24 protein-coding genes are annotated in these 25,037 nt (G+C 61.5%); 17 read left to right on the top strand and 7 right to left on the bottom strand.

The window, feature by feature from the left end; translation table 11 throughout:
• Positions 1-588 precede the first annotated feature (588 nt).
• On the bottom strand, positions 589-1,941 hold the full coding sequence (locus tag VJ698_RS00400) for a sigma-54-dependent Fis family transcriptional regulator (RefSeq protein WP_324100658.1): 1,353 nt from the start codon (positions 1,939-1,941) through the stop codon (positions 589-591).
• 214 nt (positions 1,942-2,155) lie between these two features.
• Here VJ698_RS00400 and VJ698_RS00395 point away from each other — a divergent pair, with 214 nt between their 5' ends.
• Positions 2,156-3,028, top strand: coding sequence for an MBL fold metallo-hydrolase (locus tag VJ698_RS00395; RefSeq protein WP_324100657.1), 873 nt, complete (start codon positions 2,156-2,158; stop codon positions 3,026-3,028).
• A 75-nt stretch (positions 3,029-3,103) separates the two neighbouring features.
• Positions 3,104-3,382, top strand: coding sequence for a hypothetical protein (locus VJ698_RS00390; protein ID WP_324100656.1), 279 nt, complete (start codon positions 3,104-3,106; stop codon positions 3,380-3,382).
• A 180-nt stretch (positions 3,383-3,562) separates the two neighbouring features.
• Here the strand turns inward: VJ698_RS00390 and VJ698_RS00385 are convergent, their stop codons facing one another.
• Positions 3,563-3,703, bottom strand: a complete 141-nt coding sequence (locus tag VJ698_RS00385; protein ID WP_324100655.1) for a hypothetical protein — start codon at positions 3,701-3,703, stop codon at positions 3,563-3,565.
• Here VJ698_RS00385 and VJ698_RS00380 point away from each other — a divergent pair.
• Positions 3,702-5,117: a DegQ family serine endoprotease gene (locus VJ698_RS00380; protein ID WP_324100654.1), complete on the top strand. Its 1,416-nt coding sequence runs from the start codon at positions 3,702-3,704 to the stop codon at positions 5,115-5,117. The two genes, VJ698_RS00385 and VJ698_RS00380, sit on opposite strands and share 2 nt — an antisense overlap.
• Before the next feature lie 249 nt (positions 5,118-5,366).
• On the opposite strand, the gene VJ698_RS00375 is transcribed toward VJ698_RS00380, so the two are convergent.
• Entirely contained in the window at positions 5,367-6,008 is a 642-nt protein-coding gene (locus VJ698_RS00375) for a pentapeptide repeat-containing protein (RefSeq protein ID WP_324100653.1), read from the bottom strand.
• Positions 6,009-6,241: 233 nt separating this feature from the next.
• Here VJ698_RS00375 and VJ698_RS00370 point away from each other — a divergent pair, with 233 nt between their 5' ends.
• From VJ698_RS00370 to VJ698_RS00310, 13 genes are all read left to right on the top strand, one after another.
• Entirely contained in the window at positions 6,242-6,892 is a 651-nt protein-coding gene (locus tag VJ698_RS00370) for a cytochrome c3 family protein (RefSeq protein WP_324100652.1), read from the top strand.
• A 2-nt stretch (positions 6,893-6,894) separates the two neighbouring features.
• The gene (locus VJ698_RS00365; protein ID WP_324100651.1) at positions 6,895-9,756 is read left to right on the top strand and encodes a 4Fe-4S dicluster domain-containing protein; all 2,862 of its coding nucleotides are present in this window, start codon (positions 6,895-6,897) and stop codon (positions 9,754-9,756) included.
• A 395-nt stretch (positions 9,757-10,151) separates the two neighbouring features.
• A complete protein-coding gene (nrfD, locus tag VJ698_RS00360) occupies positions 10,152-11,537 on the top strand; it encodes an NrfD/PsrC family molybdoenzyme membrane anchor subunit (RefSeq protein WP_324100650.1) in 1,386 nt (461 codons plus the stop codon).
• On the top strand, positions 11,534-12,067 hold the full coding sequence (locus VJ698_RS00355; RefSeq protein WP_324100649.1) for a DUF3341 domain-containing protein: 534 nt from the start codon (positions 11,534-11,536) through the stop codon (positions 12,065-12,067). Before nrfD ends, VJ698_RS00355 begins: the two co-directional genes overlap by 4 nt.
• On the top strand, positions 12,064-12,672 hold the full coding sequence (locus VJ698_RS00350) for a cytochrome c (protein ID WP_324100648.1): 609 nt from the start codon (positions 12,064-12,066) through the stop codon (positions 12,670-12,672). The genes VJ698_RS00355 and VJ698_RS00350 overlap by 4 nt, the downstream gene beginning before the upstream one ends.
• A complete protein-coding gene (locus tag VJ698_RS00345; protein ID WP_324100647.1) occupies positions 12,669-13,757 on the top strand; it encodes a hypothetical protein in 1,089 nt (362 codons plus the stop codon). The genes VJ698_RS00350 and VJ698_RS00345 overlap by 4 nt, the downstream gene beginning before the upstream one ends.
• Entirely contained in the window at positions 13,750-14,136 is a 387-nt protein-coding gene (locus VJ698_RS00340) for a hypothetical protein (RefSeq protein WP_324100646.1), read from the top strand. Before VJ698_RS00345 ends, VJ698_RS00340 begins: the two co-directional genes overlap by 8 nt.
• Entirely contained in the window at positions 14,133-14,900 is a 768-nt protein-coding gene (locus tag VJ698_RS00335) for an SCO family protein (protein WP_324100645.1), read from the top strand. The genes VJ698_RS00340 and VJ698_RS00335 overlap by 4 nt, the downstream gene beginning before the upstream one ends.
• Positions 14,897-15,847 (top strand): cytochrome c oxidase subunit II, encoded by a 951-nt coding sequence (coxB, locus tag VJ698_RS00330; RefSeq protein WP_324100644.1) that lies wholly within the window; start codon positions 14,897-14,899, stop codon positions 15,845-15,847. The genes VJ698_RS00335 and coxB overlap by 4 nt, the downstream gene beginning before the upstream one ends.
• Entirely contained in the window at positions 15,828-17,453 is a 1,626-nt protein-coding gene (ctaD, locus tag VJ698_RS00325) for a cytochrome c oxidase subunit I (protein ID WP_324100643.1), read from the top strand. Before coxB ends, ctaD begins: the two co-directional genes overlap by 20 nt.
• Positions 17,450-18,103 carry a cytochrome c oxidase subunit 3 gene (locus VJ698_RS00320; protein WP_324100642.1) on the top strand — a complete coding sequence of 218 codons (654 nt, stop codon included), beginning with the start codon at positions 17,450-17,452 and terminating at the stop codon, positions 18,101-18,103. Before ctaD ends, VJ698_RS00320 begins: the two co-directional genes overlap by 4 nt.
• Entirely contained in the window at positions 18,100-18,423 is a 324-nt protein-coding gene (locus tag VJ698_RS00315; RefSeq protein ID WP_324100641.1) for a cytochrome C oxidase subunit IV family protein, read from the top strand. The genes VJ698_RS00320 and VJ698_RS00315 overlap by 4 nt, the downstream gene beginning before the upstream one ends.
• Before the next feature lie 16 nt (positions 18,424-18,439).
• Complete coding sequence (locus VJ698_RS00310) at positions 18,440-19,423, top strand: SDR family oxidoreductase (protein ID WP_324100640.1); 984 nt, start codon at positions 18,440-18,442, stop codon at positions 19,421-19,423.
• Between the two features lie 43 nt (positions 19,424-19,466).
• Here VJ698_RS00310 and VJ698_RS00305 read toward each other — a convergent pair whose 3' ends face one another.
• Positions 19,467-20,270: an alpha/beta hydrolase gene (locus VJ698_RS00305; RefSeq protein WP_324100639.1), complete on the bottom strand. Its 804-nt coding sequence runs from the start codon at positions 20,268-20,270 to the stop codon at positions 19,467-19,469.
• Positions 20,271-20,545: 275 nt separating this feature from the next.
• On the opposite strand from VJ698_RS00305, the gene VJ698_RS00300 reads away from it, so the two are divergent.
• A complete protein-coding gene (locus VJ698_RS00300; protein WP_324100638.1) occupies positions 20,546-21,655 on the top strand; it encodes a GGDEF domain-containing protein in 1,110 nt (369 codons plus the stop codon).
• A 238-nt stretch (positions 21,656-21,893) separates the two neighbouring features.
• On the opposite strand, the gene VJ698_RS00295 is transcribed toward VJ698_RS00300, so the two are convergent.
• The 3 genes from VJ698_RS00295 to VJ698_RS00285 all read right to left on the bottom strand — a co-directional run bounded on the left by VJ698_RS00295 (position 21,894) and on the right by VJ698_RS00285 (position 24,738).
• On the bottom strand, positions 21,894-22,502 hold the full coding sequence (locus VJ698_RS00295) for a BRCT domain-containing protein (RefSeq protein ID WP_324100637.1): 609 nt from the start codon (positions 22,500-22,502) through the stop codon (positions 21,894-21,896).
• Positions 22,503-22,628: 126 nt separating this feature from the next.
• Complete coding sequence (locus VJ698_RS00290) at positions 22,629-23,246, bottom strand: DUF4230 domain-containing protein (protein WP_324100636.1); 618 nt, start codon at positions 23,244-23,246, stop codon at positions 22,629-22,631.
• A gap of 229 nt (positions 23,247-23,475) precedes the next feature.
• Positions 23,476-24,738: an MFS transporter gene (locus VJ698_RS00285; protein WP_324100635.1), complete on the bottom strand. Its 1,263-nt coding sequence runs from the start codon at positions 24,736-24,738 to the stop codon at positions 23,476-23,478.
• Positions 24,739-25,037 lie beyond the last annotated feature (299 nt).

Below are 25,037 nucleotides of genomic sequence, written 5' to 3'. Positions count from 1 at the left end.
CAAGAAAAGTAAGCAAAAGAAGGCGACCCCAGGACGCTGCCCCTTCGGGGTGCCCGAAAGAGCGAGGCGCAAAGCGGGAAGCGAAACAAACTCGCCTGCGGCTCAGACAGGTTTCGCTTCTTTATCCGCTTTGTGCCTCGCCCTTTCGGCAGCGTCCCAAGGGGGAACTGCGGGAACCCATCCCCACCCCAACCCTCCCCTTGAAGGGGAGGGAGAAGTTCGTTCTTTATCTTGTGCGAAAATCGAAGAAAGCCGGTTCAGCTCCCTCCCCTTCAAGGGGAGGGCCGGGGTGGGGATGGGTTTGAATCACCCGCTCTGGCTCCGCCGAAGCAATGCAGGCGAAAGCGGGAAAAGAAGCGAAATCTGTCTGAGCCCCGAGCGCAGCGAGGGCGAGTTATTTCGCTTCCCGCTTTCGCCTGCATTGCTTCGGGTACCCCGCAGGGGCGGAGACTTTGCGGTCGCCTTCTTTTGCTTACTTTTCTTGGCGAGACAAGAAAAGTGAGCGGCTGCCGGGCCGCCCCCGGCAAGCCTCCACGGAGACAGAACCGCATTGAATCACCGAAGAAAAACCGGTCCCAAATCCCAAATCTACTCCAACCCCAATACCTTCAACCTCCGATACAACGTCCTCTCACTCATCCCCAAATGCGCCGCAAGCTCCCTGCGCGTCCCCTGAAACGCCGCAACAGCCTTGCGCAGCAGATCATCATCCGACTTCACATGCGGCATCGACGAATGCCCGAACATCGGCCGCACAGGCGCTTCCGAGCTCAAATCAGGAGGCAGGTGCTCCGGCCTGATCACCCCGTCGTCGCAAAACAGCAATGCACGGTCGAGCACGTTGCGCAGCTCGCGCACATTGCCTGGCCAACCATACGCCTGCAGTCGCTTCATGGCGGCGAGCGATACGGTCACACGCCGCCGCGCGGCGGCACCACGCTGCAGGATGGAGTTGACGAGCAGGGGAATGTCGTCGACGCGTTCGCGCAGCGCCGGCAGGTGGATGGGGAACGCACTAATCCGGTAGTACAGGTCGGGCCGGAAGCGGCCGTCATTGATCATTTCCCGTAGTGGCTTGTGCGTCGCCGCGACGAGGCGGAAGTCGGCGTGCAGGGTTTCCAGTCCGCCGACGCGCCGGAAGGTGCCGCTCTCGATCAGGCGTAGCAGCTTGACCTGCATCGCGAGTGGCACGTCACCGATCTCGTCGAGGAACAAGGTGCCGCCGCGCGCGGTTTCGACCAGCCCGTGCTTGCGCGTGTTGGCGCCGGTGAACGATCCTTTTTCGTGGCCGAACAATTCGCTTTCGAACAGCGTTTCGGTGAGGCCGGAACAATCGACCACGACGAAGGGGCCGTTCGCACGGTCGCTGCTTTCATGCACGGCGCGCGCGAACAGTTCCTTGCCGGTGCCGGACTCGCCCTGCAGCAGCACCGGGAGCATCGATGGCGCGACACGTTGCAAGGCGGACAAGGCTTCGTTGAAGGCCGGCGAGGAACCGACCAAGCCTTCGGCGCTAGGACGCGCGGAGGCGCTGCGCACGACCGCCATCCTTTCCACATAGGCGATGACTTGATGCCGCTCATCGATAATCGGGCGCAGCTCCACGTCGACATGCTCCGGCCCGCGCGGCGTGTGATGGATGTGCAGCACACGGTCCGGTCCGCGCTTTTCGAAGGCTTTCTTCATCGGGCAGTGTTCGCCCGCGCGGTCGCAGGGGACGTCGAAGTGGTGCGAGATGCGGTAGCACTTGTGGCCGATGAATGGCTTGTCGGCCGTGGCGAACTGGCGCTGGTACGAGGTGTTCGCGGCCAGAATGTTGTATTCGGGATCAAGCACGATGGCTGGCTGCGGATCGTGTTCAAGGAAGGAAATCAGGGCCTGGATCTGCGGCGCCGAACTCAGCTCGGAGCCGGAAACCGGGGGGAGGGTTTGAATGTTCATCGCGCGTCCTTGTCCTTGCCGCAGACCTTGCTGCCAGCACTGTCATTGGATTATGACACTGGCAGTGATTCCTCGCCCGAGATGGGACGTTCCAGCCTCTCAATCACGCAAATATTCATTTAAATCAACAGCTTGCGAGATCGGTTTGCGCGCGCCCAGTCTGGTATGTGTCTTGCACCTCGTCACCAGCATTCATTCATCGCGAATACAGATCATGGCCAGCCGTCGCCGCATGCATATCGAAGGTTTCTTCGATCCCCCCTCACGGGCCGTCAGCTATCTCCTGCTCGATACCGTCTCGCGCAAGTGCGCGGTGATCGACAGCGTGCTCGACTACGATTGCAAGTCCGGGCGCATCGAGACCGGTTCGGCGGACAGGGTGGTGGAGCGCGTGCACGCATTGGGTGCCGATCTGCAATGGATCCTGGAGACGCATGTGCATGTCGACCACATGACGGCGGCGTATTACCTGAAGCAGCGCCTCGGCGGCATGATCGGCATCGGACAGGAAATCAGGTCGGTGCAGCAGACACTCGCCAGATTGTTCAATACGGGGCCCGATTTCGCGCGCGACGGCAGCCAGTTCGACCATCTTTTCGGTGACGAGGAGCGCTTCGAGGTCGGCACGCTGGAATGCCGGGCGCTGCACACGCCAGGCCATACGCCCGCCTGCATGACCTATGTCGTCAGTGATGGTAGTGAACTTGCCGCGTTCGTTGGCGATACGTTGCTCATGCCCGACGCCGGCACGGCACGCTGCGATTTCCCCGGCGGGAATCCGCGTGCGTTGTTCCGTTCGATCAACCGCGTGCTGAGCCTGCCGTCGCATACCCGGCTATACATGGGACATGACCTGCAAGCGGATGGGCAGGAGGCGCGCTTCATCAGCACGGTGGTCGACGAACGCGAGGCGAATATCCATGTCCGCGACGGCATCAGCGAAGAAGAGTTTGTCACGCTGCGCAGCCGGGACGATGCGCAGCTTGGACTGCCGGAGCTGTTCCTGCCGTCGGTGCAGGTGAACATGCGCGCCGGCCGCTTTCCTCGCTGGAAGACGAGCACTTTCCACGCCGCACAACATGGCTGAAGCGAGTGTGCAGCGGGAACGGCCGGTGCTGCAGACCGTCAAAGAAAACATGAACCACTCCCGCAAGGAAATGCCATGTCCCTGACCGTACAGAATTCTTCCGGATCGAATCCGGTCGTCACCCTGTTCGGCCAACTGGGCGATGGCAGGTTTGCCGGCAAGCGCATGCATGAGGACGAGGTTCCCTATGCGCGCTACTGGGACAATGCGATCGACCAGGCCATGGTCTACATTGCACCGAGTGACGAACAGCTCGATGCCATCCTAGAAGCCCTCAGCGAAGGGAAGCTTGCCTTTTCCAGGCTGCAGGACTATGGCGCCGCCGGCGGTGGCACCTCCGACTTTCCTGTCTGACCTTTCACCCGTGCAGTCATGCCCATGCCTTCGGTATCCGCGGGCAACGCGAGAACTTTACAAAACTTTGTAATTTGTATTTGGGCGAATGTAACCGCGGGGCGCTGCGACGATACCGGTAGTGCAACGTCACATTTCCCGGGGTCTTCCTGCGCATGCTGACGGACGGGATCAACCGCTTCAGCCGACGCCGCCAGTGTCCTGTACCGGGCATCGCTCTTGCTCACCGGCGCAGGGATACCTGAGCGCGACCAGTTCGCGCATGCTCCCTTGTTTGCCGGCGACAATTCCGCGCGTTCCGGCCTTTCCGGAGAACGACATGGCTACTGTCTCCCGCCCCATTCTGGCGCTGTATTCGACGGCATTGCTGCTGTTGATGCTCATGGTCCAGTTGCCCTGCGCCGCACAATCGGCGCCGGCAGCGACCGTGCAGGTGCCGAACTTTGTCAACCTGGTCAAGCAGCAGGGGCCGGCAGTCGTCAACATCAGTTCCACTCGCAAGGTCAGCGCGGAGGAAAGCGGCGCATCGCCAGTCCCTGAAGACGATCCGTTCTATGAATTTTTCCACCGCTTCATGCAGCCGCCGAGCCGCGGCGAGGAACTCGCGATCGGCCTCGGTTCCGGCTTCATCATCAACCAGGACGGTTACATCCTCACCAACGCTCACGTGGTCGCCGACGCAGATGAAGTGTCGGTGGCGCTCACCGACAAGCGTGAATTCAAGGCCAAGGTGCTGGGCGCCGATCCCTATACAGACGTGGCGCTGGTGAAGATCGAAGCCTCCAGCCTGCCGGTGGTGAGGATCGGCGATTCGAAGAAGCTGGAGCCTGGCGAATGGGTCGCGGCGATCGGTGCGCCATTTGGCTTCGAGAATAGCGTGACGGCGGGCATTGTCAGTGCGAAAGGGCGCATCCTGCCGAACGAAACCTATGTGCCTTTCATCCAGACCGACGTCGCGGTCAATCCCGGCAATTCGGGCGGGCCGTTGTTCAACATGGGCGGCGAGGTGGTTGGCATCAATTCGCAGATCTACAGCGGCACCGGCGGATACATGGGCCTGTCGTTCGCCATTCCGATCGATATCGCGATGGACGTCGCGCAACAACTGCGCGCGCATGGCAAGGTCACGCGCAGCCGCATCGGCGTGCAGGTGCAGGAACTGACGCGCGAGCTCGCTTCATCGTTCGGCCTGAAGGAACCGCGCGGAGCGCTGGTAGCGAAAGTGGAAAAGGGCGGGCCGGCCGACAAGGCGGGCATGAAGGAAGGCGACGTCGTGCTCTCGCTCAATGGCCAGCCGGTCGTGAATTCGGCCGACCTCGCGCGCTTCGTGGCGAGCACCAAGCCGGGAACCACCGTCACCGCCGAAGTCTGGCGCAATGGTCGCAGTGTTCCGCTCAAGATCACGACCGCCGAAATGCAGCCCCCGAAACCGCAAGCGGGCAAGCGCAGCGGCGGAAGCTCGATGCACGCCGGCTTGCTCGTGAGCGAGATTCCACCCGAGCAGATGCGCAGCCTGGGGATTGAAGGTGGCGTGCTGGTGCGCGGAACCGAAGGCCCGGCACTGCGCGCCGGCATCCGCGAAGGCGACATTATCCTCAAGGTAAACGACACCCCGGTGAAGGGCGTACAACAACTGGAATCGCTGCTCGCGCGCAACCGCGGCAAGACCGTAGCCCTGCTGATCCGTCGCGACGACAACACTTTGTTCGTGCCGCTGAAGCTGCCGGGCAAGTAACGAGTGCAGCCTCGGGTTGAATTGGCTGGCCGAATTTATCAAGATGGGAACGCTGTGATGTCCACGGAAAACACAGAAAACACGGAAAGAATTTTTGTGTCTTTTGTAGACAGAAATGTCTTCAATTTGGGTTTGTTAGCGGACATATCGCAAGGCGCAGCATGTTAATGAATGCCCAGGATATCCACGAAGAGCACAAAAAATTTTCCCTGTTTTCTGTGTTTTCCGTGGACAAAAATGGTTTGCCCATCACCGCCCCGGACACCCCATGCAGCCGCTCGTGTTGGCTCGTTCGAAATTCGCTTGATCGATATTTGCGCCGCGCAGGTCGGCGTTGGTGAGGTTTGCCTGGGTAAAGTCGGCGCCTCGAAGGTTGGCGCCGGCGAGGGATGCGCCGCTCAGGTTGGCGGCGCGGAAGTTTGCGCGCTGAAGCTTCGCGTCGGGTAGTTTGGATTGCTCCATCTCCGCGAGAAAGAAGTCGGCGCCGCGCAGCTGGGCGTTGCGCGCATCCACGCCATGCATGAATGCATTCTGGAGATTCGCCCCGTTAAGCTTGGCATTGCCCATCTTTGCTTCGGTGAGATCAGCGCCCTTGAGTTCGACATCATCGAGCGATGCGCCGCGCAGGTCCGCGCTGCGCAGGTTGACGCGCGTGAGATTGGCGCCGTCCAGTTTCGCTCCCTGCAGGTTGGCGCCTGCAAGGTTGGTGCGCGAGAACTGTGCATTCGAGAGATTCGCGCCTCGCAGATCGGCACCCTGGAGGTCGAGGTCGGCGCACAAGGTGCCCTCGCGGATGATGCAATCGCCAACCTGTTTCGGTACCTGCTGCGCGGGCGTGGCGAGGGCATGCAATAGCAGGAATGCGGCGGCCAATGTCTTCTTGCCGTTCATCGATGTCTCTTTCGGTGGATGCCAGTGTGGGTGAAATGCATGCCGCATGATCCATGCCAAACGTCGGCAGCAGGTACGCAACCATTCGGGTTGCGACCGCTCTCTCATGGCGCGGATTTGGCTTTGTTTGTTCCGCACCGTCAAGTCGCGGCGTAATCAGGGCTGGCATCTGAATTGCGTGGACTGATCGTCGGCAGTCGCCTTCCGCACGCATTCCTTTTTTCGGACAGCACATGGCGCAAGCATTCAGTGAGCCCGAAGTTCTCGCGATCAAGCTGCTTTTCCTTGCGGCAGTGGTGCTGGTCGCGACTGCGGTGGCTGTCGCCCGCTGGCGCATGTCGCCCGAGAACGCGCTGAACGAACCAGTTGAGCAACCGATCCCCTTCAGCCACAAGCATCATGCCGGCGATGACGGCATCGACTGCCGTTACTGCCATACCTCGGTGGAGAAGTCGGCGTTTGCCGGCCTGCCGACGACGCAGATCTGCCTGACCTGCCACTCGCAGCTGTACCGCGATGCGCCGATGCTGGCGCCGCTGCATGAAAGCGCTCGCACCAACACGCCGATCCGCTGGAACCGCGTGTACGACCTGCCGGATTTCGTGTACTTCGACCACAGCATCCACGTGAACAAAGGTGTGGCCTGCGTCGAGTGCCACGGCCGCATCGATCAGATGCCGCTCACGCGGCGCGTGGCATCGCTCGACATGCAGTGGTGCCTGCAATGCCATCGCAGCGCGCCGCAGCATATCCGTCCGAAGCAGGAAGTGTTTTCCATGACCGGAAGCCGTCCGCACACGCCGCAGGAGGTGGAGCGACTTGTACGGGCATACCACTTGCAGGACACGCGCCGGCTCACCGATTGTTCGACCTGCCACCGCTAGCGATGACGCATCGACCCCACATTCCGATCACAGCTGCTGGCGACGAGCCGCAGAGCGCCGAGCGCCGCGCCTTCCTGAGGATCATGGCGGCGTCGATGGCGCTGGCTGGCGCGGGATGCAGCGGGCCGCCGCAGGAAGTCATCGTGCCCTATGTGCAGATGCCGGAGGAACTGGTGCCCGGCAAGCCCTTGTTCTATGCGACGGCATTCGTGCATCGCGGCCTGGCGCAGGGCGTATTGGTGGAAAGCGACATGGGCAGGCCGGTCAAGGTGGAAGGCAATCCGAACCATCCGGCCAGCCACGGCGCGACCGGCGTGTTCGCGCAGGCCTCGGTGCTGCAACTGTGGGATCCGGACCGTTCGCAGGAGGTACGCCAGGCGGGGGCCTTGTCGACCTGGGATGCGTTCAAGCGCACCTTGCTCAGGCAGCGCGCCGAATGGCAGGCCAGCGGAGGAGCGGGCCTGCGTATCCTCACCGGCAGCGTGGGTTCGCCGACGCTTGCGGCACAGATTGAAGCGCTGCTCAGGCAATATCCGAAGGCGCGCTGGCACTGCCACGATCCGTTGCATGACGACGCCGGCTACGACGCAGCGCAACTCGCGTTCGACAGGCCCGCCGACATGCTGTATCGCTTCGACCGCGCGGCGCTGGTGCTGAGTCTCGACGCCGATCTGTTCGGCGACTGGCCTGGCGGGGTGCGCCATGCGCGCGATTTCATGCAGAACCGTCGCAGCAGCGCGCCACAGTTCGACAAGCGCCTGTATGCGCTGGAAGCTTCGCCGGGGCTGCTCGGCGCGATGGCGGATAACCGCCTCGCCATGCCGCCGCATGCCATCGAACGCACCCTGTGGCGCATCGCCGGGCGGCTCGGCATACAAGGGCTGCCGGGCGACGTGCCGCCGGCGGAAGACCCGCGCGCCGCGAAGTGGGAAACGGTCCTGGCCGATCGTCTCTCGAAGCAGCGCGGCAGCTCGCTCATCGTCGCGGGCCGCAGCATGTCATCCTCCACGCGCGCACTGGTGCACCTGATGAATGCGCATCTCGGTAACCTTGGCAAGACGATCATTCCGATTGCGCCGGTTGAAGCCAATCCACTGGACCACGTCGAGTCGATTGCCGCGCTGGCGGACGATATGCGTGCCGGCGCGGTGCGGTCGCTGGTGATGATCGACACCAATCCTGTGTACGATGCGCCGCCCGACATCGGCTTCGACGAGGCGCTGCGCAAGCTGCCGTTCTCGGCGCATCTCGGACTGTACCGCGACGAAACCGCGCGATCTGCCGTCTGGCATCTGCCGCAGGCACACACCTACGAGCAATGGAGCGATGGCCGCGCCTTCGATGGCACGGCGTCCATCGTGCAGCCGCTGATCGCGCCCCTGTACGGCGGCCGTTCCGCGCATGAGCTGCTGGCGATGCTGGCCGGTGAGGAATCGCAATCCGGCTACGCGCTGGTGCGGCGCTTCTGGCGGGCGATGACGGGCGCGGAGGAATTCGAGCAGTTCTGGATGGACGCGCTGCGCACGGGCATCATCGCGGATTCGGCCAGCCCCGCGCTGTCCTTGCGCCCGGTGCGCGTGGTGCCGCCACCGGATTTCGACGGCCCCGCCTTGCGCGCCCTGTTCGTGGCCGATCCCTCGGTGAGCGGCGGCGAATATGCCAACAATGGCTGGCTGCAGGAATTGCCGCGCCCGTTCAGCACCATGACCTGGGACAATGCGGCGATCATCAGCGTGAATACGGCGAAGGCAAATGGCCTGCGCAACGGCGATGTGGTGCACCTCTCGCTCCAGGACGAACCGGACAGTGTGGTGGATGCGCCGGTATGGGTCTGGAACGGACATGCGGACGGCGCGGTGACGCTGTATCTCGGCTATGGGCGGCGCGCGGCGGGCCATGTCGGCAACGGTGTGGGCTTCGACGCATACCGCCTGAGGACGTCGGACGGCCTGCAGGCCTTGAAGCTGGAGAAGACAGGGCGACATGTGGATTTCGCCGTCTCCGAATACCACCAGCGGATGGAAGGGCGTGACATCGTGCGCATGGCCATGCTGGAGGAATACCGGCGCAATCCGCATTTCGCCAACGACGAGCCGCGCGAGCGCACTCCAGCCATCACCATCTATCCCGAATGGCAGTACAAGGATTACAAGTGGGGCATGGCGATCGACCTGAATGCTTGCATCGGATGCCGAGCCTGCACCATCGCCTGCCAGGCGGAGAACAACATACCGGTAGTCGGACGCGAAGAGGTCAAGCGCGGACGGGAGATGCACTGGATTCGTGTCGACCGCTATGACACCGGAACGGCGGCGCATCCGCGCAGCGTGTTCCAGCCGGTGCCCTGCATGCATTGCGAGACGGCGCCGTGCGAGGAAGTGTGCCCGGTCGGCGCCACGGTGCACGACAGCGAGGGCCTCAACGTGCAGGTCTACAACCGCTGCGTGGGCACGCGCTTCTGCTCGAACAACTGCCCATACAAGGTGCGCCGCTTCAATTTCCTGAAATACACCGATACCTCCATCGACCGTCCGCGTCCTGCGTACAACCCGGACGTGACGGTGCGGCGGCGCGGTGTGATGGAAAAGTGCACGTATTGCCTGCAGCGTGTTACCCGCGGCCGCATCGAAGCGGAAAAGCTCGGACGCCGCCTGCGTGACGGGGAAGTCATCACAGCCTGCCAGGCGGTCTGCCCGACCGAGGCCATCGTATTTGGCGATTTGAACGATCCCGATAGCAAGGTCAACAAGGCCAAGGCATCGCCGCTGGACTACACGCTGCTGGCGGAACTGAATACACGGCCACGCACGACCTATGCGGCGCTGGTGCTGAATCCGGACAAGGACCTGGGAGAGGAGGGGTAGTGGAGATGCAGCCGCACGATTTGATTGAGATTCGGGGGAAGACGTGCAAGGCATTGTGCGGTTTGACTGGGGGCTCAGATATTCGGTTTGGCATCTCCCTTTCCCCGTCGTCCTCGCGAAGGCGGGGACCCATAGGGAGCTTGGGCACCCTCATGTGCCTGTTCGAGGGAGCCTCAGTATCGACCGCGTCATGGGTCCCCGCCTTCGCGAGGACGACGGGGAAGAGGATCACTAAATTGGACTTGCAGCACCCGCCCGCGAGCAATACCCGTACGGACAAGAGCTTCTCACACGCCCGTGAACGACGACAGGAACGATGATTCAAGACCAAGTGTGAACTGAGGCTCGCAACTGAGGGTCACGCATGCATCCGCAGAGAAATGACTGAATCAACCATGAACCCCACATCCGAACAACCGCCCGTCTCGAAGGACATTGGTGTGCTGCGCGCCGGCTGGGGCTATGCGAGCGTGTCCGACAAGATCGCGGACATCGTGCTCAAGCGCCCGGTGCGCTGGCCGTGGATGACGGCTTTCCTGTTCACCTTCGCGGGAACGCTGGTGTTCTTTGGCGCGATTGCCTACCTGTTCGCGGTCGGCGTCGGCATCTGGGGCGTGGATATTCCGGTGGCGTGGGGATTCGCGATAGGCAACTTCGTCTGGTGGATCGGCATCGGCCACGCAGGCACCTTCATCTCTGCCTTCCTGCTCCTGCTGCGGCAGAAGTGGCGCACCTCGATCAATCGCTTCGCCGAGGCGATGACACTGTTCGCGGCCAGCATCGCGGGCCTGTTCCCCATATTGCACCTCGGCCGGCCCTGGTTCTTTTACTGGCTGATTCCCTATCCCGACGTGATGAACGTATGGCCGCAATGGCGCAGCCCGCTGGTGTGGGACATCTTCGCCATCAGCACCTACCTGATCGTCTCGCTGCTGTTCTGGTATGTCGGCCTGATCCCTGACCTGGGTACTTTGCGCGACCGTGCCATGGCGTCGGGCAGCCGCTTCAAGCAGATCGCCTACGGCCTGCTGGCGCTCGGCTGGCGCGGCGAGGCACGCCACTGGTCGCGTTTCGAGAGCGCCTATCTGCTGCTTGCCGGGCTCGCCACGCCGTTGGTGATTTCGGTGCACTCGGTGGTGTCGCTTGACTTCGCGATCGGCAACACCCCGGGCTACCACTCGACCATCTTCCCGCCTTACTTCGTCGCTGGTGCGCTGTTCTCCGGCTTCGCGATGGTGCTGACGCTGGCGATTCCTTTGCGCTACTTCTTCGGCCTGGAAGACTTCATCACGCAAAAGCATCTTGCCAACGGGGCGAAGATGATCCTCGCCACCTGCCTGATCGTGGCCTACGGCTACGCTTCGGAAATCTTCACCGCGTTCTACAGCGGTGACGAATTCGAGGAGTACATGACGCTCAACCGCTGGACCGGCCCCTACGCGCCAGTGTACTGGTCGATGCTGGTCTGCAATGTCGTGCTGCCGCAAATACTGTGGTTCCGGCGCGTGCGGCACAGCGTGCTGACGCTCTTCATTCTCAGCCTGGTGATCAACCTCGGCATGTGGATGGAGCGCTTCCTGATCGTGGTGTCCAGCCTGCACCGCGATTTCATGCCGTCTGCGTGGGGCATGTTCTATCCGACCATCTGGGACTGGATCACCCTGTTCGGATCCATCGCCTTCTTCGTCTGGCTGTTCCTGCTGTTCGTGCGCTTCCTTCCCGCGATTTCGATCGCGGAAATGCGCGAGCTGGTGCACGAGAGCGCGGAGAAGAAATCATGAGCGCAAAGCTCTACGGGCTGATCGCGGAATTTCGCACCGGCGACGCACTGCTGGAAGCGGCAAAGCGGGCCCGCGACGAGGGCTATCGTGAGGTCGAAGCCTATGCGCCGTATCCGGTCGAAGGCATCGCGGAAGCCGTCGGATTCCGCAGTAACCGTGTGCCGCTGATCACGCTGCTGGGTGGCATTGCCGGCGGCGCCGGCGGCTATTTCCTGCAATGGTATTCGGCCGTGATCGACTTCCCGATCAATGTCGGTGGCCGGCCTCTGCATAGCTGGCCATCCTTCATTCCCTCGACCTTCGAGCTGACCATCCTTGGCGCCGCGCTGGCCGCCGTGTTCGGCATGCTATTGGCCAACGGCCTGCCGCGCCTGCACCACCCGATATTCAACGCGCCCGATTTCGAGCAGGCCACGCGCAATCGTTTCTTCCTTTGCCTGCCGGCTCACGATCCGCATTTCGAGCTGAAGCGCAGCAGGGATTTCCTGCAGGCGCTGCAACCGATGGCCGTCAACGAGGTGCCGACATGAGGGCGGCATTCTTCCTGTTGTGCATCTGCTGCCTGGCCGCGTGCGAGAAGGCCAAGCAGGACATGTACGACCAACCGCGCTACAAGCCATTCGCAGAGAGCAATCTGTTCAGCGACGGCAGCTCCTCGCGCACACCGCCGGACAATACCGTGTTGTACTCGCACGGGCCGTTTTCCGACACGTCGAGTGGACGCGCCGGCACGGCCGAAGCGGCGGAGGACATCGCCGCCATGCAGGCGAAAACCAATCCCTATCCCGTCACCATGGCCTTGCTCGAGCGCGGGCAGGATCGCTACACGATTTATTGCCTGCCTTGCCATAGTCCTGCCGGGGATGGGGACGGCCTGATAGCACGGCGCGGTTTTCCGCACCCACCGTCCTATCACATCGACCGCTTGCGGCAGGCGCCGGACCGGCATTTCTTCGACGTCATGAGCAATGGCTACGGCATCATGCACTCCTATGCCGACCGTGTTGCGCCACCTGACCGCTGGGCCATCGTGGCCTACATCCGGGCGCTGCAACTGAGCCAGAATGCCGACGCGAAAAACCTGCCGCCGCAAGTGCAGCAGCAATTGGCAAAAGCACCGGAGGGACCGCGATGAATGCGCGCTCGATACTCGTGCTCATTATCCTGGCGGCCATCTGTGTTGCGGCGTGGCGCTATGCACCGGCCGCGTTTTTCGCAGCCTACCTTGCTGCCTGGTGGTTCTGCACGGGGCTGGTGATGGGCGGCCTTGCCAATGTGTGGGCGCACAACCTCACGGGAGGGCGATGGGGCGAAGCGATACGCGGTCCTTTGCTTGATCTGTCGCGCCTCATGTGGCTGCTGGCCTTGCTGTTCCTGCCGCTGCTGTTCGGTATGCGCGAACTCTACCCCTGGGCCGGGCTGGCCGCGCAGGGGCCGCAACGCTGGGCGGGCGAGCTGCCGCTGCATAGTGCCGGGTTCAAGAGCGCCTGGCTTTCTCCATCGTTCTTCGTGGTGCGCAGCATCGCCTATCTCGTGCTCTGGACGCTGCTGGCGCACCTGAGCCGGCGCCCACGCCTGGAACGTTCGGCGCGCTTCGCTGCTGCCGCGCTGATCCTGTACGGCCTGAGCGTCAGCCTCGCGGCCGTGGACTGGATCATGTCGCTGATGCCGCTCTGGTATTCGAGCGCGTTTGGCCTGGTTGCTGGCACCGGGCAGATGCTGGCGGGAATGGCACTGGCCGTCGTGCTGGCGGCACGGGCGAACCTGCGTGCTGAAGCGTCGCTGCCGCCCATTGTCTTCCGCGACCTCGGCAATCTGTTGCTGATGTATGTGATGACCTGGGCCTATCTCGTCTTCACCCAGTTCCTGATCATCTGGGCGGAAAACCTGCCGCATGAAATCGTCTGGTACGTCGCGCGCATGAACGGCGGCTGGCTGGTCGTGGCATGGCTGCTCACGCTGTTTCATTTCTTCGTGCCGCTGGTGATCCTGCTGTTCCGTAACGTCAAGCAGGCGCCGGTCCTGCTCGGCTGGATCGCGGCCGGCCTGCTCGCCATGCATCTGCTCGACGTGTGGTGGATGATCCTGCCCTCACTTGCAGTGGAATGGATGCAATGGCTGTGGGCTGCGCCGCTGGCGATCCTTGTCTTCGGCGCCATGGCGTGGGCGCTCGTGCGCGGCCCCTATCCAGTGCAGCTGGAGGAGATGAAAAATGGCTGACAGGCAGCAGGAGCAATCGATGCACCAGCCGTCCGGAATGAACGTGCGCAGCGTGCTCTGGGGCGGAGCGGCGATCGCCATCGGCGTCATGCTGGCAGCACTCGTGTCTTATCTGCTATGGAACCTGTGGAGCGCGCCGTCGGGAGCGCAACTGCTTGGCGGGCCGAATACGCGCCTGCGGCCTGCGGTCACGCCGCCCGTGCTGGAGAGCGCACCGCAAATCGACCGCACACAGTATTTTGCCGAAAAGCAGAAGAAGATCGGCTCGTGGGAATGGATCGACCGGCAGAAGGGCATCGCCCGCATTCCGGTGGAAGAGGCGATGCGGATCATGGCGGCGCGCGGGCAGGATGGGCGCAGCCAGAAAGGGCAACCATGATGCGCCTGCCTTTTGCCTTGCTCTTGCCCGCATCCGTCGCTCTTGCCGGGCCGATGGCGGCGCCTGCACCGCCGCAAACGGAATACGTGCAACTTCTCGATGCGCAACTGCCGCTGTCCGGCGCCTTCAACAACGATGATGGCAGCCCGGTGCGGCTCGGTGCATTCTTCGGCCGCAAGCCGGTCGTGCTGGTGCTCGGCTATTACCATTGTCCGAACCTGTGCAGCACGCTCATGGACGGTGTGCTGGAAGGCCTTGCCGATGTGCGCCTGCCGCCGCGTGCTTATCGCGTCGTGGGCGTCAGCATCGATCCGTCCGAGAATGCGGATATCGCCGCGCGCAAGAAGGCGTCCTATGAGCCGCTGGTCGAGCGCGCGGGCGGCGACCTGCATCTGCTGACCGGCATGCAGCCGCAGATCGATGCGCTCGCGCAGAGCGCAGGGTTCCACTACGCGTACGACGCCTCGCTGCGCCAGTATGTGCACCCGGCCGGCTTTCTCATCGCCACGCCGGAGGGACGCATTTCGCATTACTTCATGGGCGTGCGCTTCGATCCGCGCGACCTCCGGTTGGCGCTGGTCGATGCCTCGTCCGGCCGCATCGGTTCGCCGGTTGACCGTCTGCTGTTGCTCTGCTCGCATTACGATCCCGCCACCGGCCGTTACAGTACGGAAGCGATGAACGTGGTGCGGGCAGCCTGCATCGCAGTGCTGGCCGCGCTCGGCGCATGGATGTGGCGCGCGCGCCGCAGGAGGGCGGCATGAACGGCGTTTTTCATCTGTTCCCGCCCAGTGCGTCGACCGCAGCCGGACGCTTCGACACGCTGTTTCTCGCACTGTTCCTGCTGATCAGCTTTGTCGCGATCGCGGTGACCTTCCTGATCGTCTATTTCTCGGTGCGTTATCGCCGCAATTCGCGTGCCGACCGCACTGCGGCGCCGGCGCGCGGCCGCAGGCTCGAGATCGCGTGGACGGTGATACCGCTGCTGCTGTTCCTCGCCATCTTCGCCTGGGCCGCCTACGACTATACAAGGCTGTACCGGGTGCCGGAGAACGCAATGCCGGTGTTCGTGGTGGCCAAGCAATGGATGTGGAAGCTGGAACATGTGAACGGCCGGCGCGAGATCGATGAGCTGCATGTGCCGCTCGGCCAGCCGGTGCGGCTGGTGATGACCTCACAGGACGTGATCCACAGTTTCTTCGTTCCGGCCTTCCGCATCAAGCAGGATGTCGTGCCGGGACGCTATACCACCATCTGGTTCACGGCGACGCAGGCCGGTGAATTCCATCTGTTCTGCGCGGAATACTGCGGCACCGACCATGCCGCCATGCGCGGGCGCATCGTTGTCATGCAGCCAAACGAATTCGCGGCGTGGCTGCAGAGCGGCAATGCGCAAGCGGGCATGGCTGCGCACGGCTTTGAGCTCTATCGCCGTTACGGCTGCAGCGGCTGCCATGAGCCGCAGTCCTCGGTACATGCGCCCGACCTGCACGGCCTGCTGGGACGCACCGTGCACCTGCAGGACGGGCGCACCATCGTCGCCGACGAGACCTACATCCACGATTCGGTGCTGCTGCCGAAAAAGGATGTCGTCGCCGGCTTCGACCCCATCATGCCGTCCTTTGCCGGCCAGATCAGCGAGGAAGACCTGCTGGCCATCATCGAATTCATCCGCTCTACGGGAGGCCGCGATGCACGCACGCGTCAATGAGCCGGCAGCAATCAGTTACCTTGACGAAGGCTTCTCGCTCAAGTCATGGCTGACCACGCACGACCACAAGCGCATTGCCTGGCTTTACCTGGTGTCGATCACCGCCTTCTTCTTCGTCGGCGGCGCGGCGGCCACCATGATCCGGCTGGAGCTCGCCACGCCCCAGGGCGACCTCGTCACTGCCGACACCTACAACCGTCTCTTCACCGCGCATGGCGTGATCATGGTCTGGCTGTTCCTGATCCCCTCCATTCCCTCGACGCTCGGCAACTTCCTGATGCCGATGATGATCGGCGCGCGCGACCTCGCATTCCCGCGCCTGAACCTAGCAAGCTGGTACATCTATGTCCTGGGCGGCATCTTCACGCTGGGCGCGCTGATCCTCGGCGGCGTCGATACCGGCTGGACCTTCTACACGCCGTTTTCGACCATGTTCTCGAACAGTAACGTCATCATGGCGATCACCGGTGTGTTCATCATCGGCTTTTCTTCCATCCTGACAGGCCTGAATTTCATCGTCACCGTGCACACCATGCGCGCGCCTGGCATGACCTGGTTCCGCCTGCCGCTGTTCGTGTGGGCCAATTACGCCACCAGCATCATCCTCGTGCTGGCCACGCCGGTACTGGCGATGACGCTCGCGCTGCTGGCCGCCGAGCGCCTGCTGCACATCGGCATCTTCGATCCCGCGCTGGGCGGCGATCCGCTGCTGTTCCAGCACCTGTTCTGGTTCTATTCGCACCCCGCCGTGTACATCATGGTCCTGCCGGCCATGGGCGTGGCCAGCGAGATCATTCCCTGCTTTGCGCGCAAGCATGTGTTCGGCTACCGATTCATGGCCTATGCGATTCTCGGCATTGCCTCGATCGGTTTCCTCGTGTGGGGCCATCACATGTTCGTCTCCGGCCAGTCGGTCTACGGCAGCATGGTGTTCTCGATCCTGAGCTTCCTCGTCGCGATCCCTTCGGCCATCAAGGTCTTCAACTGGACGGCAACGCTCTACAAGGGTCGAATCAGCTTCACCGCCCCGATGCTGTACGCGCTCGGCTTCGTCGGTCTGTTCACCATCGGCGGCCTGACCGGCCTGGTGCTGGCCGCGCTTGCGCTCGACGTGCATCTCACCGACACCTACTTCGTCATCGCGCATTTCCACTACATCATGGTCGGCGGCTCGGTGATGGCCTATCTCGGCGCCGTGCATTTCTGGTGGCCCAAGATGACCGGGCGCATGTATCCGGAAATGTGGGGGCGCATCGCGGCGCTCATGATCTTCTTCGGCTTCAATCTGACCTTCTTCCCGCAATACCTGCTCGGCTACGAGGGTATGCCGCGCCGCTACCACGAGTACCCGCCGGAATTCCAGGTGCTTAACATCCTGTCCTCGGCGGGTGCATCGATCCTGGCCATCGGCTACCTGCTGCCGCTGGGTTACCTGCTATGGTCTATGCGCTACGGCGCGCGCGCCGACTCGAATCCGTGGCATGCGACCGGCCTTGAATGGCAGACCGCGTCGCCGCCGCCGAAGCATAACTTCGAGCGCACGCCCACGGTCGAGCACGAAGCCTACCTGTACGATCCGGTGACGGGCAGGGAGACGCCGCAATGAATGACCACGTCTTGCCCGTCGCAGAGCAGTTCGATACCCGGGACCAGCAGGGCGAGGCCGCCGCGCTCGGCATGTGGATCTTCATTGCAACCGAACTGATGTTCTTCGGGCCATTGTTCTTCGGCTACTACTACGTGCGGTTCGAATACCCGGAAGGCCTTGCCGCTGCCAGCCGTCATACCGAAGTCATGATCGGCACCATCAACACCGGCGTGCTGCTCACCAGCAGCCTGTTGATGGCACTCGCCGTGCATGCGCGCAAGGCCGGGTTGCTGCGACTCACGTCGAGACTGATGCTGTTCGTTGCAGTGCTCGGCATCGTGTTCCTCGTCCTCAAGGGTACCGAATACTGGATCGAATGGCAGGAACATCTCGTGCCCGGCGCGGGGTTTGCCTTCCCGGACGCGCCACATGCGCATGCCGCCGAGCTGTTCTATTTCCTCTATTTCGGCATGACCGGCCTGCATGCGCTGCACCTGATCATCGGCATCACGGCAGTCTGCACCTTTGCTGTCGGCCTCATGCGCGGCGCCGAGCGCTTCGCCGCACCTGACCGGATCGAAGTGGCCGGCCTGTACTGGCACTTCGTGGACGTGGTCTGGATCTTTCTCTATCCACTGCTTTACCTCGTCGGAAGGAGCGCGACATGAACGATGCATTTCGCCGTTCCCTGCGACGCAGCGTCCTCGTGTGGGTGGCACTGATCGTGTTGCTGCTGCTGACCTTCGGCAGCGCATGGCTCAAGCTCGGGCCGTGGAACAGCGTCATCAATCTCATGATCGCCGTCGCAAAGGCATTGCTGGTGGCGATCTTCTTCATGCACCTGCGCGGCGGCCCGCCCTTGCTGCGCATCGTCGCGGCCACGGCATTGCTCACGCTGTCGCTGCTGTTCGGCGTCAGCCATGCGGACTACGCGACACGGGTCACGCAGCGAGTGCCGTGGCAGACGCCGCCGGTGGAGCAGAAGTAGAACAGGAGCAAAACCCATGGCAGCAAAAATCGTCGTCGTCACCGGGTCGTCAGGCGGCATCGGCCGCGCCACTGCCATCGAATTCGCCAAGCACGGCTGGCGCGTCGGCCTGCTTGCACGCGGCATCGACGGCCTCGAGGGTGCGCGCAAGGATGTCGAGCGCGTCGGCGGGCAGGCGATGGTGTTGCAGGCCGACGTGGCCTACCATGACCAGGTCGAAGCCGCCGCCGCCCGCGTCGAGCGCGAATGGGGCCCGATCGACGTCTGGGTCAACGATGCCATGTCCACCATCTTCTGCGACTTCCTGCACACCTCGCCGGAGGATTTCAAGCGCGCCACCGAAGTCACCTATCTCGGCGCGGTATGGGGCACGCTCGCCGCGCTCAGGCGCATGAAGCCGCGCGACAGCGGCACCATCGTGCAGATCGGCTCCGCGCTCGCCTACCGCTCGATTCCCCTGCAGGCGCCGTACTGCGGCGCCAAGAGCGCGATCCGCGGCTTCACCGACTCGCTGCGCTCGGAACTGATCCACGACAAGAGCAGGGTGCACCTCACTATGGTGCATCTGTCCGCCTTCAACACTCCGCAATTCGACTGGGGCCGCACCTGCTTTCATGAACAGCCCAAGCCGCTCGGCAAGATCTTCCAGCCGGAAGTCGCCGCGCAGGGCATCTACTGGGCGGCGACGCATCGCCGCCGCGAACTCTGGGTCGGATGGCCGGCGGTACAGGCCATCCTCGGCACCCGCGTGATTCCCGGTTTCCTGGACCGCATGCTCGCGCACAAGGCGTACGAAGGGCAGGAGGGCAAGAAACCGGTGTCACCGCAACGGCGCGACAACCTCTACGAACCCGTGCCGGGCGACCACGGCGCGCATGGCCGGTTCGACAGCAAGGCGGTGAACTGGAGCGCGCAGCTATGGCTGGATACGCATCGATGGGTGATGGTGCTGGCCGCGCTGGTGGTGATATTGCTGATTGGAGTGGTGCTTGCGGTGTAGGGTGCAATGTGCGCGAGATGCCACCGTATTTCTCGCTACCGGCTTACTGGTTGGACGGCTGCTTGATCCATCCGGAGATGGTATCCACAGCCTCCTTCTCCATGCCGATGAATCCATGCCAGTGCAGCGCCTCGCATGAATTCCCGCTTGGATTCGCGCCGCCGCTGACCATGATCTGCTTCTTCACCGGCGCGTTCGTCAACCCGTCCAGGATGGCCGGCACTCCGCTCGGGAAGCAGACATTGCATGCGTCCAGGGTGTGATGCATGACAAGTACCGGCATCCTGATTGCAGCCAGATCCTGTGTCGGCACCGCGCCGACCTTCTTGTAGCTGACGACACTCGACGTCAGCACCAGCCCGGCGATGGCTGGATCGTGGATATGGATCGCCGCCGCCGTCGCCGAAATCGTTCCTCGGCTGGTGCCGACGAGCCAGATCGGTGCCGCACTCTGCGTCTTCACATAGTCGAGCGCCGCGTGGATGTCGGTCATATGCGCTTCGCTGATGCGGTCGGGATAATCCAGCTTGTCGAGATCGCTCGACTTGCCGAAGATCGCCACGTTGAAACCGTTCTCCAGGAAGTTCGGCACCGTCCGCACAAGGAAGTTGCGGCTGGTCGGCCTGCCGTCCTCCACCTTGCCGAAGCCGCCCCCGCCGCCGGGAAAGAGGAACACTGTCGCCTTTGCGCCGCCATGTGCTTCCCAGAAGATGTTCGTGGTGATGTCGGGGCGGGTGGGGAGTTTGACGAGTTGGCCTGCGTGGGCGAGGAGGGTGGTGAGGGCGAAGAAAATTGCGAGGCATGTTTTTCTAGTACTTTGGTTGGCGATTTCGCGAAAGTCCAGCAAGTGTTTCCCCTCGTTTCGGCTGGGATGCAATCCCAGCATAATTTGAACGTTTGCCGCTTGCCGGGATTTCATCCCAGCCTACCTGGCTATCTGGCTTGTCAGAATTTTTGCGTCATTCTTCGCAGACTGTGCTGACCTGCAAGGTGCCACTAACTCCGGCCGAAATCCTCTCGTATTAATCGGCACCACTTTCATCTTCTGGTGCGCCATCAACCGTGCTTCTATACTTCACACTATTAAGGCCAGACGCAGCCTCCACCTGAAAAATATCGCCAATGCCCGTTGATCCGGATTCGAATTTTCTTGTTACTAAGTTTAATGACCACAGGCTCCATCGTCGCAATATGTGGATATTGGGTGGCATGGTCGGCTGCAGCCTATGGATATGGGATTACATTGTAGATGCTGTCGGCGCGCAAGAGACATGGGGATTACGCCTGCTCTTCGCAGCCGTCGCATGGACTGCCGCTGTCCTAATGGACTTTCGATCAATCTCCATGCGGCTTTCCCAAACCATTGGTATTGTCGCCTTCCTGATATGTAACGCAATTTTTTTCTTCATACTCATGCGACTCCAGGGCGGCATGGTTCATGGCATTGCCGGATTTGTGTTCTTGCAGATGGGGCTATTGGTGTTCCAGGGCTTTTCCATGGCCACGATCATCTTCCTTCATCTTTCCGTCGCGGCCTTACCCCATTTGCTTGGCCTGAGTTTTCCGAACTCCGGCTTTTTGCATGCTGAATACGCAGTGCTAATGTGGCCGGCGGCCGTCGCCACGATCATCTCCCATTATGGGCTTCACCTTGAATACTGCCGCGCCTACTCGCTGAATAAAAAGCTGGAGATATTGGCAAGAACAGATCCTTTGACGGGTGCATTGACCAGGCGATTCTTCGATGAACTCTCCGGTAAAACATTAAAGATGGCCCACCGCTACTGCAGGCCGACGGCTGTCATGATATTGGACGCAGATCATTTCAAACGGGTCAATGACACCTATGGACATGCAGTAGGCGATAAGGTGTTGCAGATGCTCGCTGATGTGACACGAAAGACACTTCGTGAAACCGACCTGCTTTGCCGTTGGGGTGGAGAGGAGTTTGTGGTGCTGCTGCCTGAATCTGATCTGACCGGGGCAATCAATACGGCAGAACGGCTGCTTGGTTCGGTGCGGGAAACCGCAGTCGCAGTGGAGGGCGCTTCGCCCATCCACGTTACGCTCAGCATTGGCATTTCCCTCGTGCGCCCGGGCGAGCAGGAACTCGCACCAAGCATCGCTCGCGCGGATGAAGCTCTGTATCGCGCAAAGTCCCTCGGGCGAAATCAGATGCAGTTTGATGAATGGGAATTGGCATCGTCTGCTTCAGAACGTAGGTTGGGCTGACGAAGGAAGCCCAACATCGGCCACCCGTAAGAGTCAATTTTCTTATTCGCCCCAGAGGTCGTTTTCATTTTCAGGCAGCAGCTCCCGACTACCGGCCAAATATTCCCGATGAGCTGGGGGGAAGATTGGACTTTTCAGCCCGGTAGGGTGGGATGCAATCCCGGCATGATTTGATCGTTTTTCGGTTGCTGGGATTGCCTCCCAGCCTACAAGCCTACCGGGCTGCGGAGCTCGTTTGTCACAGTGATGAAGTCCAAATATCCTCATGGACGATGAGGATCGGCAGCCCTTCTCGCTTGTACTGCATGGCCTTTTCGATTTTTCTTCCAAAGCTGCCGTGCTTCCATTCGGGGCTCCCAAGACCACCCACAACCAGGTAGCTCAATTTCTTCGTTACGCCGCCAACAATGCCGCCTCGGCTTTCGATAACCTCCGCACATTTCTCTCGTGGGGCGTAAACAAATTCACCCGTGAGGCAAAACCGGGCATCTGGAAATTCAATGCGATCGACGTTATCGAAAGCGAGACTGGTTACATGAGTTGATTCGGCAAGCTCATCAAGGGTGCCGCCGATCAATTGCGTAAGTGTCTCCACCAGATGCGTTCGCTCGCTCTCGGTGATGATGCCGTCGGCGAGTGCTTCCCGAACACGAGCGTGAATGACGTCTCCGGGCCATCTGGTAGCGATCGCATCGTTTTGTACGAGCCAGGCATCCAGAAAACGGATTTCTTCGTCGGTGAGCTGACCATCACACAAGAGCCCTTGCGCTATACCCACCAGAGCACCGAGTGAGCGCTTCATGTCGTTTGCGTAGGCAGCGGCCTGCCTTAAGAAGAAGTTGCTCATCGATTGATGCTCCTCTTTTAGACGGCTTGCGAGTCAGGTAGGCTGGGATGTAATCCCGGCATATTTTGATCGTTTGCCGGTTGCTGGGGTTGCATCCCAACCTACCGCGCTAAGGTCGTGAAATATCTACATGAGCCATCTGACGTTAACTTTCCAACCGCTCGCCGAGAACGCCGGTAAAAGAACGGCTTCTGCATTCCGCTTTGCCGTGGCCACAACTTCAGCACTGCCACAAACTCTTGCTATTTCCTGCTGAGCTTTTCCTAAGGCTGCATCTATTGCTTTAGTTCGATTGGCTGAGCCAGGAATAATGGGTTCAATACCTGTGGCGGTAATTGCGTAGAAATACGAGCCGCCTTTCTCCCGCGGGTCGTGATTGACCCGTGCTGAGAGGGATTTGGGCGCTGGAAGAACAAGCACGGCAGACCTCGAAGTCTTGTCCACCTCCTGGTATTTCGCCAATCGAAAATCTGTGCCGACCAAACAGTCTCCACGGGCTACCAACAGAACTTTGGTTCCACCAAAACGTAGTTCCCAGTTCGTCCAAGGGATGTCTTTAGTTAGTTTTTCGGTAAATTCAATAACATTCGCATAATTGACCTTCACAGATACCAGATGTCCCATTTGTTCGAGCGACATCAGAGGGGGTTGTGGCGGTTGGGTGTTCGAGAGTTTCGGTACGATTAACCACGTTCCGAGTGCGCCAAGTGCAATGGCACCAACTATAGACAAGAGTTTGGTCATTTATGCGTTATGTACCGAGACATGATGTGTGTCGCACAACTTGCGCCCACGATCTTGTGAAGCAATGGCAGGCAGCGCAGATAACGCCAACCAGTGTAAAAAATAAATTTTCAACAAGCAATAAAACAAGCCCTCGCATTGAGCACGAGCGGTAGCTTTACAGACAAATCCCTATCACGCACTGCTCTCCGCTTAACATTCTGTTCAATTGGAGTTACACCCCAAGACATCACCGCCCCGCAACCACCACCGGCCGCATCAACGTAAACCCCTTCACCGGCAACCTCAACGCTACCCCCGCCGCAAACAGCAGCAACGCCCCCGCCGCACCAAACGCAATCCAGTGCGTCCCGAACTTCTCATACCCCCAACCACCAAGCCACGAGCTGATCATCGCGCCGACCTGGTGCCCGAGATAGGCCCAGCCATAAAGCAGGCCGACGAGTCGCACGCCATACACATCCGCCAGGATGGCGGAGGACAGTGCGATGCTTCCGGCCCAGGCGATGCCGCCGATCGTCGCGGCGGCGTACAACTCCCAGTGCGTGCCGACGAGCAGCAGCGCGAAGAAGCCGAGGCCGCGGATGAGGTAGATGGCGGCGAGGATGTTCCGGCGCGGGAGGCTGTCGGAGAGGCGGCCGAGCACTTGCGTGCTGAAGATGGCGACGAGGCCGATGAGGCCGATGCCGAGCGAGCTGGTCATCGCATCGAAGCCGTGGTCCATCAGCATGGGGACGCCGTGCGTGCCGAGCAGGTTCATGCTGAAGCCGCAGGCGAACAGGCCGAGGACGATCTTCATGAAGGGCGCGGTGCGGATCGCTTCGCTGAAGGGGAGGCTTTCCGCGGCGGGTGCCGGGCCTTTCGGTGCCGCGGCGATCTGGTCGGGCAGCAGGTCGGTGTGCGGTGGCGCGGTGTCGCGGATGACGAAGAGGGCGACGGGGATGGTGAGCGCGGCGAAGGCGGCGGCAAAACCGATGAGGGTGCCGCGCCAGCCGGCCGACTCGATGGCGAAGGTGAACACCGGCGTCATGACGGCGATGCCGGCCATCGAGCCTGTCGAAAGAAAGAACAACGCCATGCCGCGCCGGCGCGTGAACCAGCGGCTGATGACGGGCGTGAGCGCGACCGGGCTGGTGAAGGCGAGGCCGATGGACATCAGTACGCCGAAGGCGAGCGTGAAACTGACGGGGTTGGTAGCGGTGACGGTCCAGAGGATGGAGGCGATGACGATGGCGGTGCCGAGCAGCAGCACAGGTCGCGTGCCGTGTTTGCCAACGAGATAACCTGCGATCGGCATGCCGATGCCGTAGCAGATCATGCCGATGGCGACGATCCCGGCGAGCAGGCTGCGGCTGAAGCCGAGGTCTTTGGCAATCGGCAGGAAGAAGGGGCCGATGCCCATGCGCATGCCCACGGTGAGCAGCGTGAGCAAGGTCGCTCCCGCCACGATGTTCCATCCGAAATACCAGCTCCCGTTGCGGCCTTGATCCATGTTGCTGCTTCCCCTGTGTGCGAACGATTGAAGCATCATGCGTTGCGCGTGATGCGTGCGTAGAATGAAATTGTCCGATATTTCGAGATGTAATGCTGAAGGCTGCGCGATGGTTCGCCACGCGGACCACATTGGCTGTCGCCAGCGGATCGGTCCGATAGGGAAGGACTGTCCACGAAAAACACGAAAAACACGAAAGACATGAAATTCAAGAATGCTTTTCGTGTTTTTTGTGTCTTTCGTGGACAAGGGTTTGCAAGTGGTTTCGCAGGATGTGCCGCGCGTGCCACCACTGGTGG

Source organism: Noviherbaspirillum sp. (assembly GCF_035254685.1).
Lineage (GTDB): Bacteria > Pseudomonadota > Gammaproteobacteria > Burkholderiales > Burkholderiaceae_D > Noviherbaspirillum.
The sequence above is the reverse complement of the archived record's forward strand: the minus strand, read 5'-3'. Positions and strand labels throughout refer to the sequence as shown.

Bases quoted from the DNA above. Each gene is read 5' to 3' on its own strand.
- VJ698_RS00400 (WP_324100658.1), bottom strand. From the start codon at position 1,941: ATGAACATTCAAACCCTCCCCCCGGTTTCCGGCTCCGAGCTGAGTTCG.
- VJ698_RS00395 (WP_324100657.1), top strand. From the start codon at position 2,156: ATGGCCAGCCGTCGCCGCATGCATATCGAAGGTTTCTTCGATCCCCCC.
- VJ698_RS00390 (WP_324100656.1), top strand. From the start codon at position 3,104: ATGTCCCTGACCGTACAGAATTCTTCCGGATCGAATCCGGTCGTCACC.
- VJ698_RS00380 (WP_324100654.1), top strand. From the start codon at position 3,702: ATGGCTACTGTCTCCCGCCCCATTCTGGCGCTGTATTCGACGGCATTG.
- VJ698_RS00385 (WP_324100655.1), bottom strand. From the start codon at position 3,703: ATGTCGTTCTCCGGAAAGGCCGGAACGCGCGGAATTGTCGCCGGCAAA.
- VJ698_RS00375 (WP_324100653.1), bottom strand. From the start codon at position 6,008: ATGAACGGCAAGAAGACATTGGCCGCCGCATTCCTGCTATTGCATGCC.
- VJ698_RS00370 (WP_324100652.1), top strand. From the start codon at position 6,242: ATGGCGCAAGCATTCAGTGAGCCCGAAGTTCTCGCGATCAAGCTGCTT.
- VJ698_RS00365 (WP_324100651.1), top strand. From the start codon at position 6,895: ATGACGCATCGACCCCACATTCCGATCACAGCTGCTGGCGACGAGCCG.
- nrfD (WP_324100650.1), top strand. From the start codon at position 10,152: ATGAACCCCACATCCGAACAACCGCCCGTCTCGAAGGACATTGGTGTG.
- VJ698_RS00355 (WP_324100649.1), top strand. From the start codon at position 11,534: ATGAGCGCAAAGCTCTACGGGCTGATCGCGGAATTTCGCACCGGCGAC.
- VJ698_RS00350 (WP_324100648.1), top strand. From the start codon at position 12,064: ATGAGGGCGGCATTCTTCCTGTTGTGCATCTGCTGCCTGGCCGCGTGC.
- VJ698_RS00345 (WP_324100647.1), top strand. From the start codon at position 12,669: ATGAATGCGCGCTCGATACTCGTGCTCATTATCCTGGCGGCCATCTGT.
- VJ698_RS00340 (WP_324100646.1), top strand. From the start codon at position 13,750: ATGGCTGACAGGCAGCAGGAGCAATCGATGCACCAGCCGTCCGGAATG.
- VJ698_RS00335 (WP_324100645.1), top strand. From the start codon at position 14,133: ATGATGCGCCTGCCTTTTGCCTTGCTCTTGCCCGCATCCGTCGCTCTT.
- coxB (WP_324100644.1), top strand. From the start codon at position 14,897: ATGAACGGCGTTTTTCATCTGTTCCCGCCCAGTGCGTCGACCGCAGCC.
- ctaD (WP_324100643.1), top strand. From the start codon at position 15,828: ATGCACGCACGCGTCAATGAGCCGGCAGCAATCAGTTACCTTGACGAA.
- VJ698_RS00320 (WP_324100642.1), top strand. From the start codon at position 17,450: ATGAATGACCACGTCTTGCCCGTCGCAGAGCAGTTCGATACCCGGGAC.
- VJ698_RS00315 (WP_324100641.1), top strand. From the start codon at position 18,100: ATGAACGATGCATTTCGCCGTTCCCTGCGACGCAGCGTCCTCGTGTGG.
- VJ698_RS00310 (WP_324100640.1), top strand. From the start codon at position 18,440: ATGGCAGCAAAAATCGTCGTCGTCACCGGGTCGTCAGGCGGCATCGGC.
- VJ698_RS00300 (WP_324100638.1), top strand. From the start codon at position 20,546: ATGCCCGTTGATCCGGATTCGAATTTTCTTGTTACTAAGTTTAATGAC.
- VJ698_RS00295 (WP_324100637.1), bottom strand. From the start codon at position 22,502: ATGAGCAACTTCTTCTTAAGGCAGGCCGCTGCCTACGCAAACGACATG.
- VJ698_RS00290 (WP_324100636.1), bottom strand. From the start codon at position 23,246: ATGACCAAACTCTTGTCTATAGTTGGTGCCATTGCACTTGGCGCACTC.
- VJ698_RS00285 (WP_324100635.1), bottom strand. From the start codon at position 24,738: ATGGATCAAGGCCGCAACGGGAGCTGGTATTTCGGATGGAACATCGTG.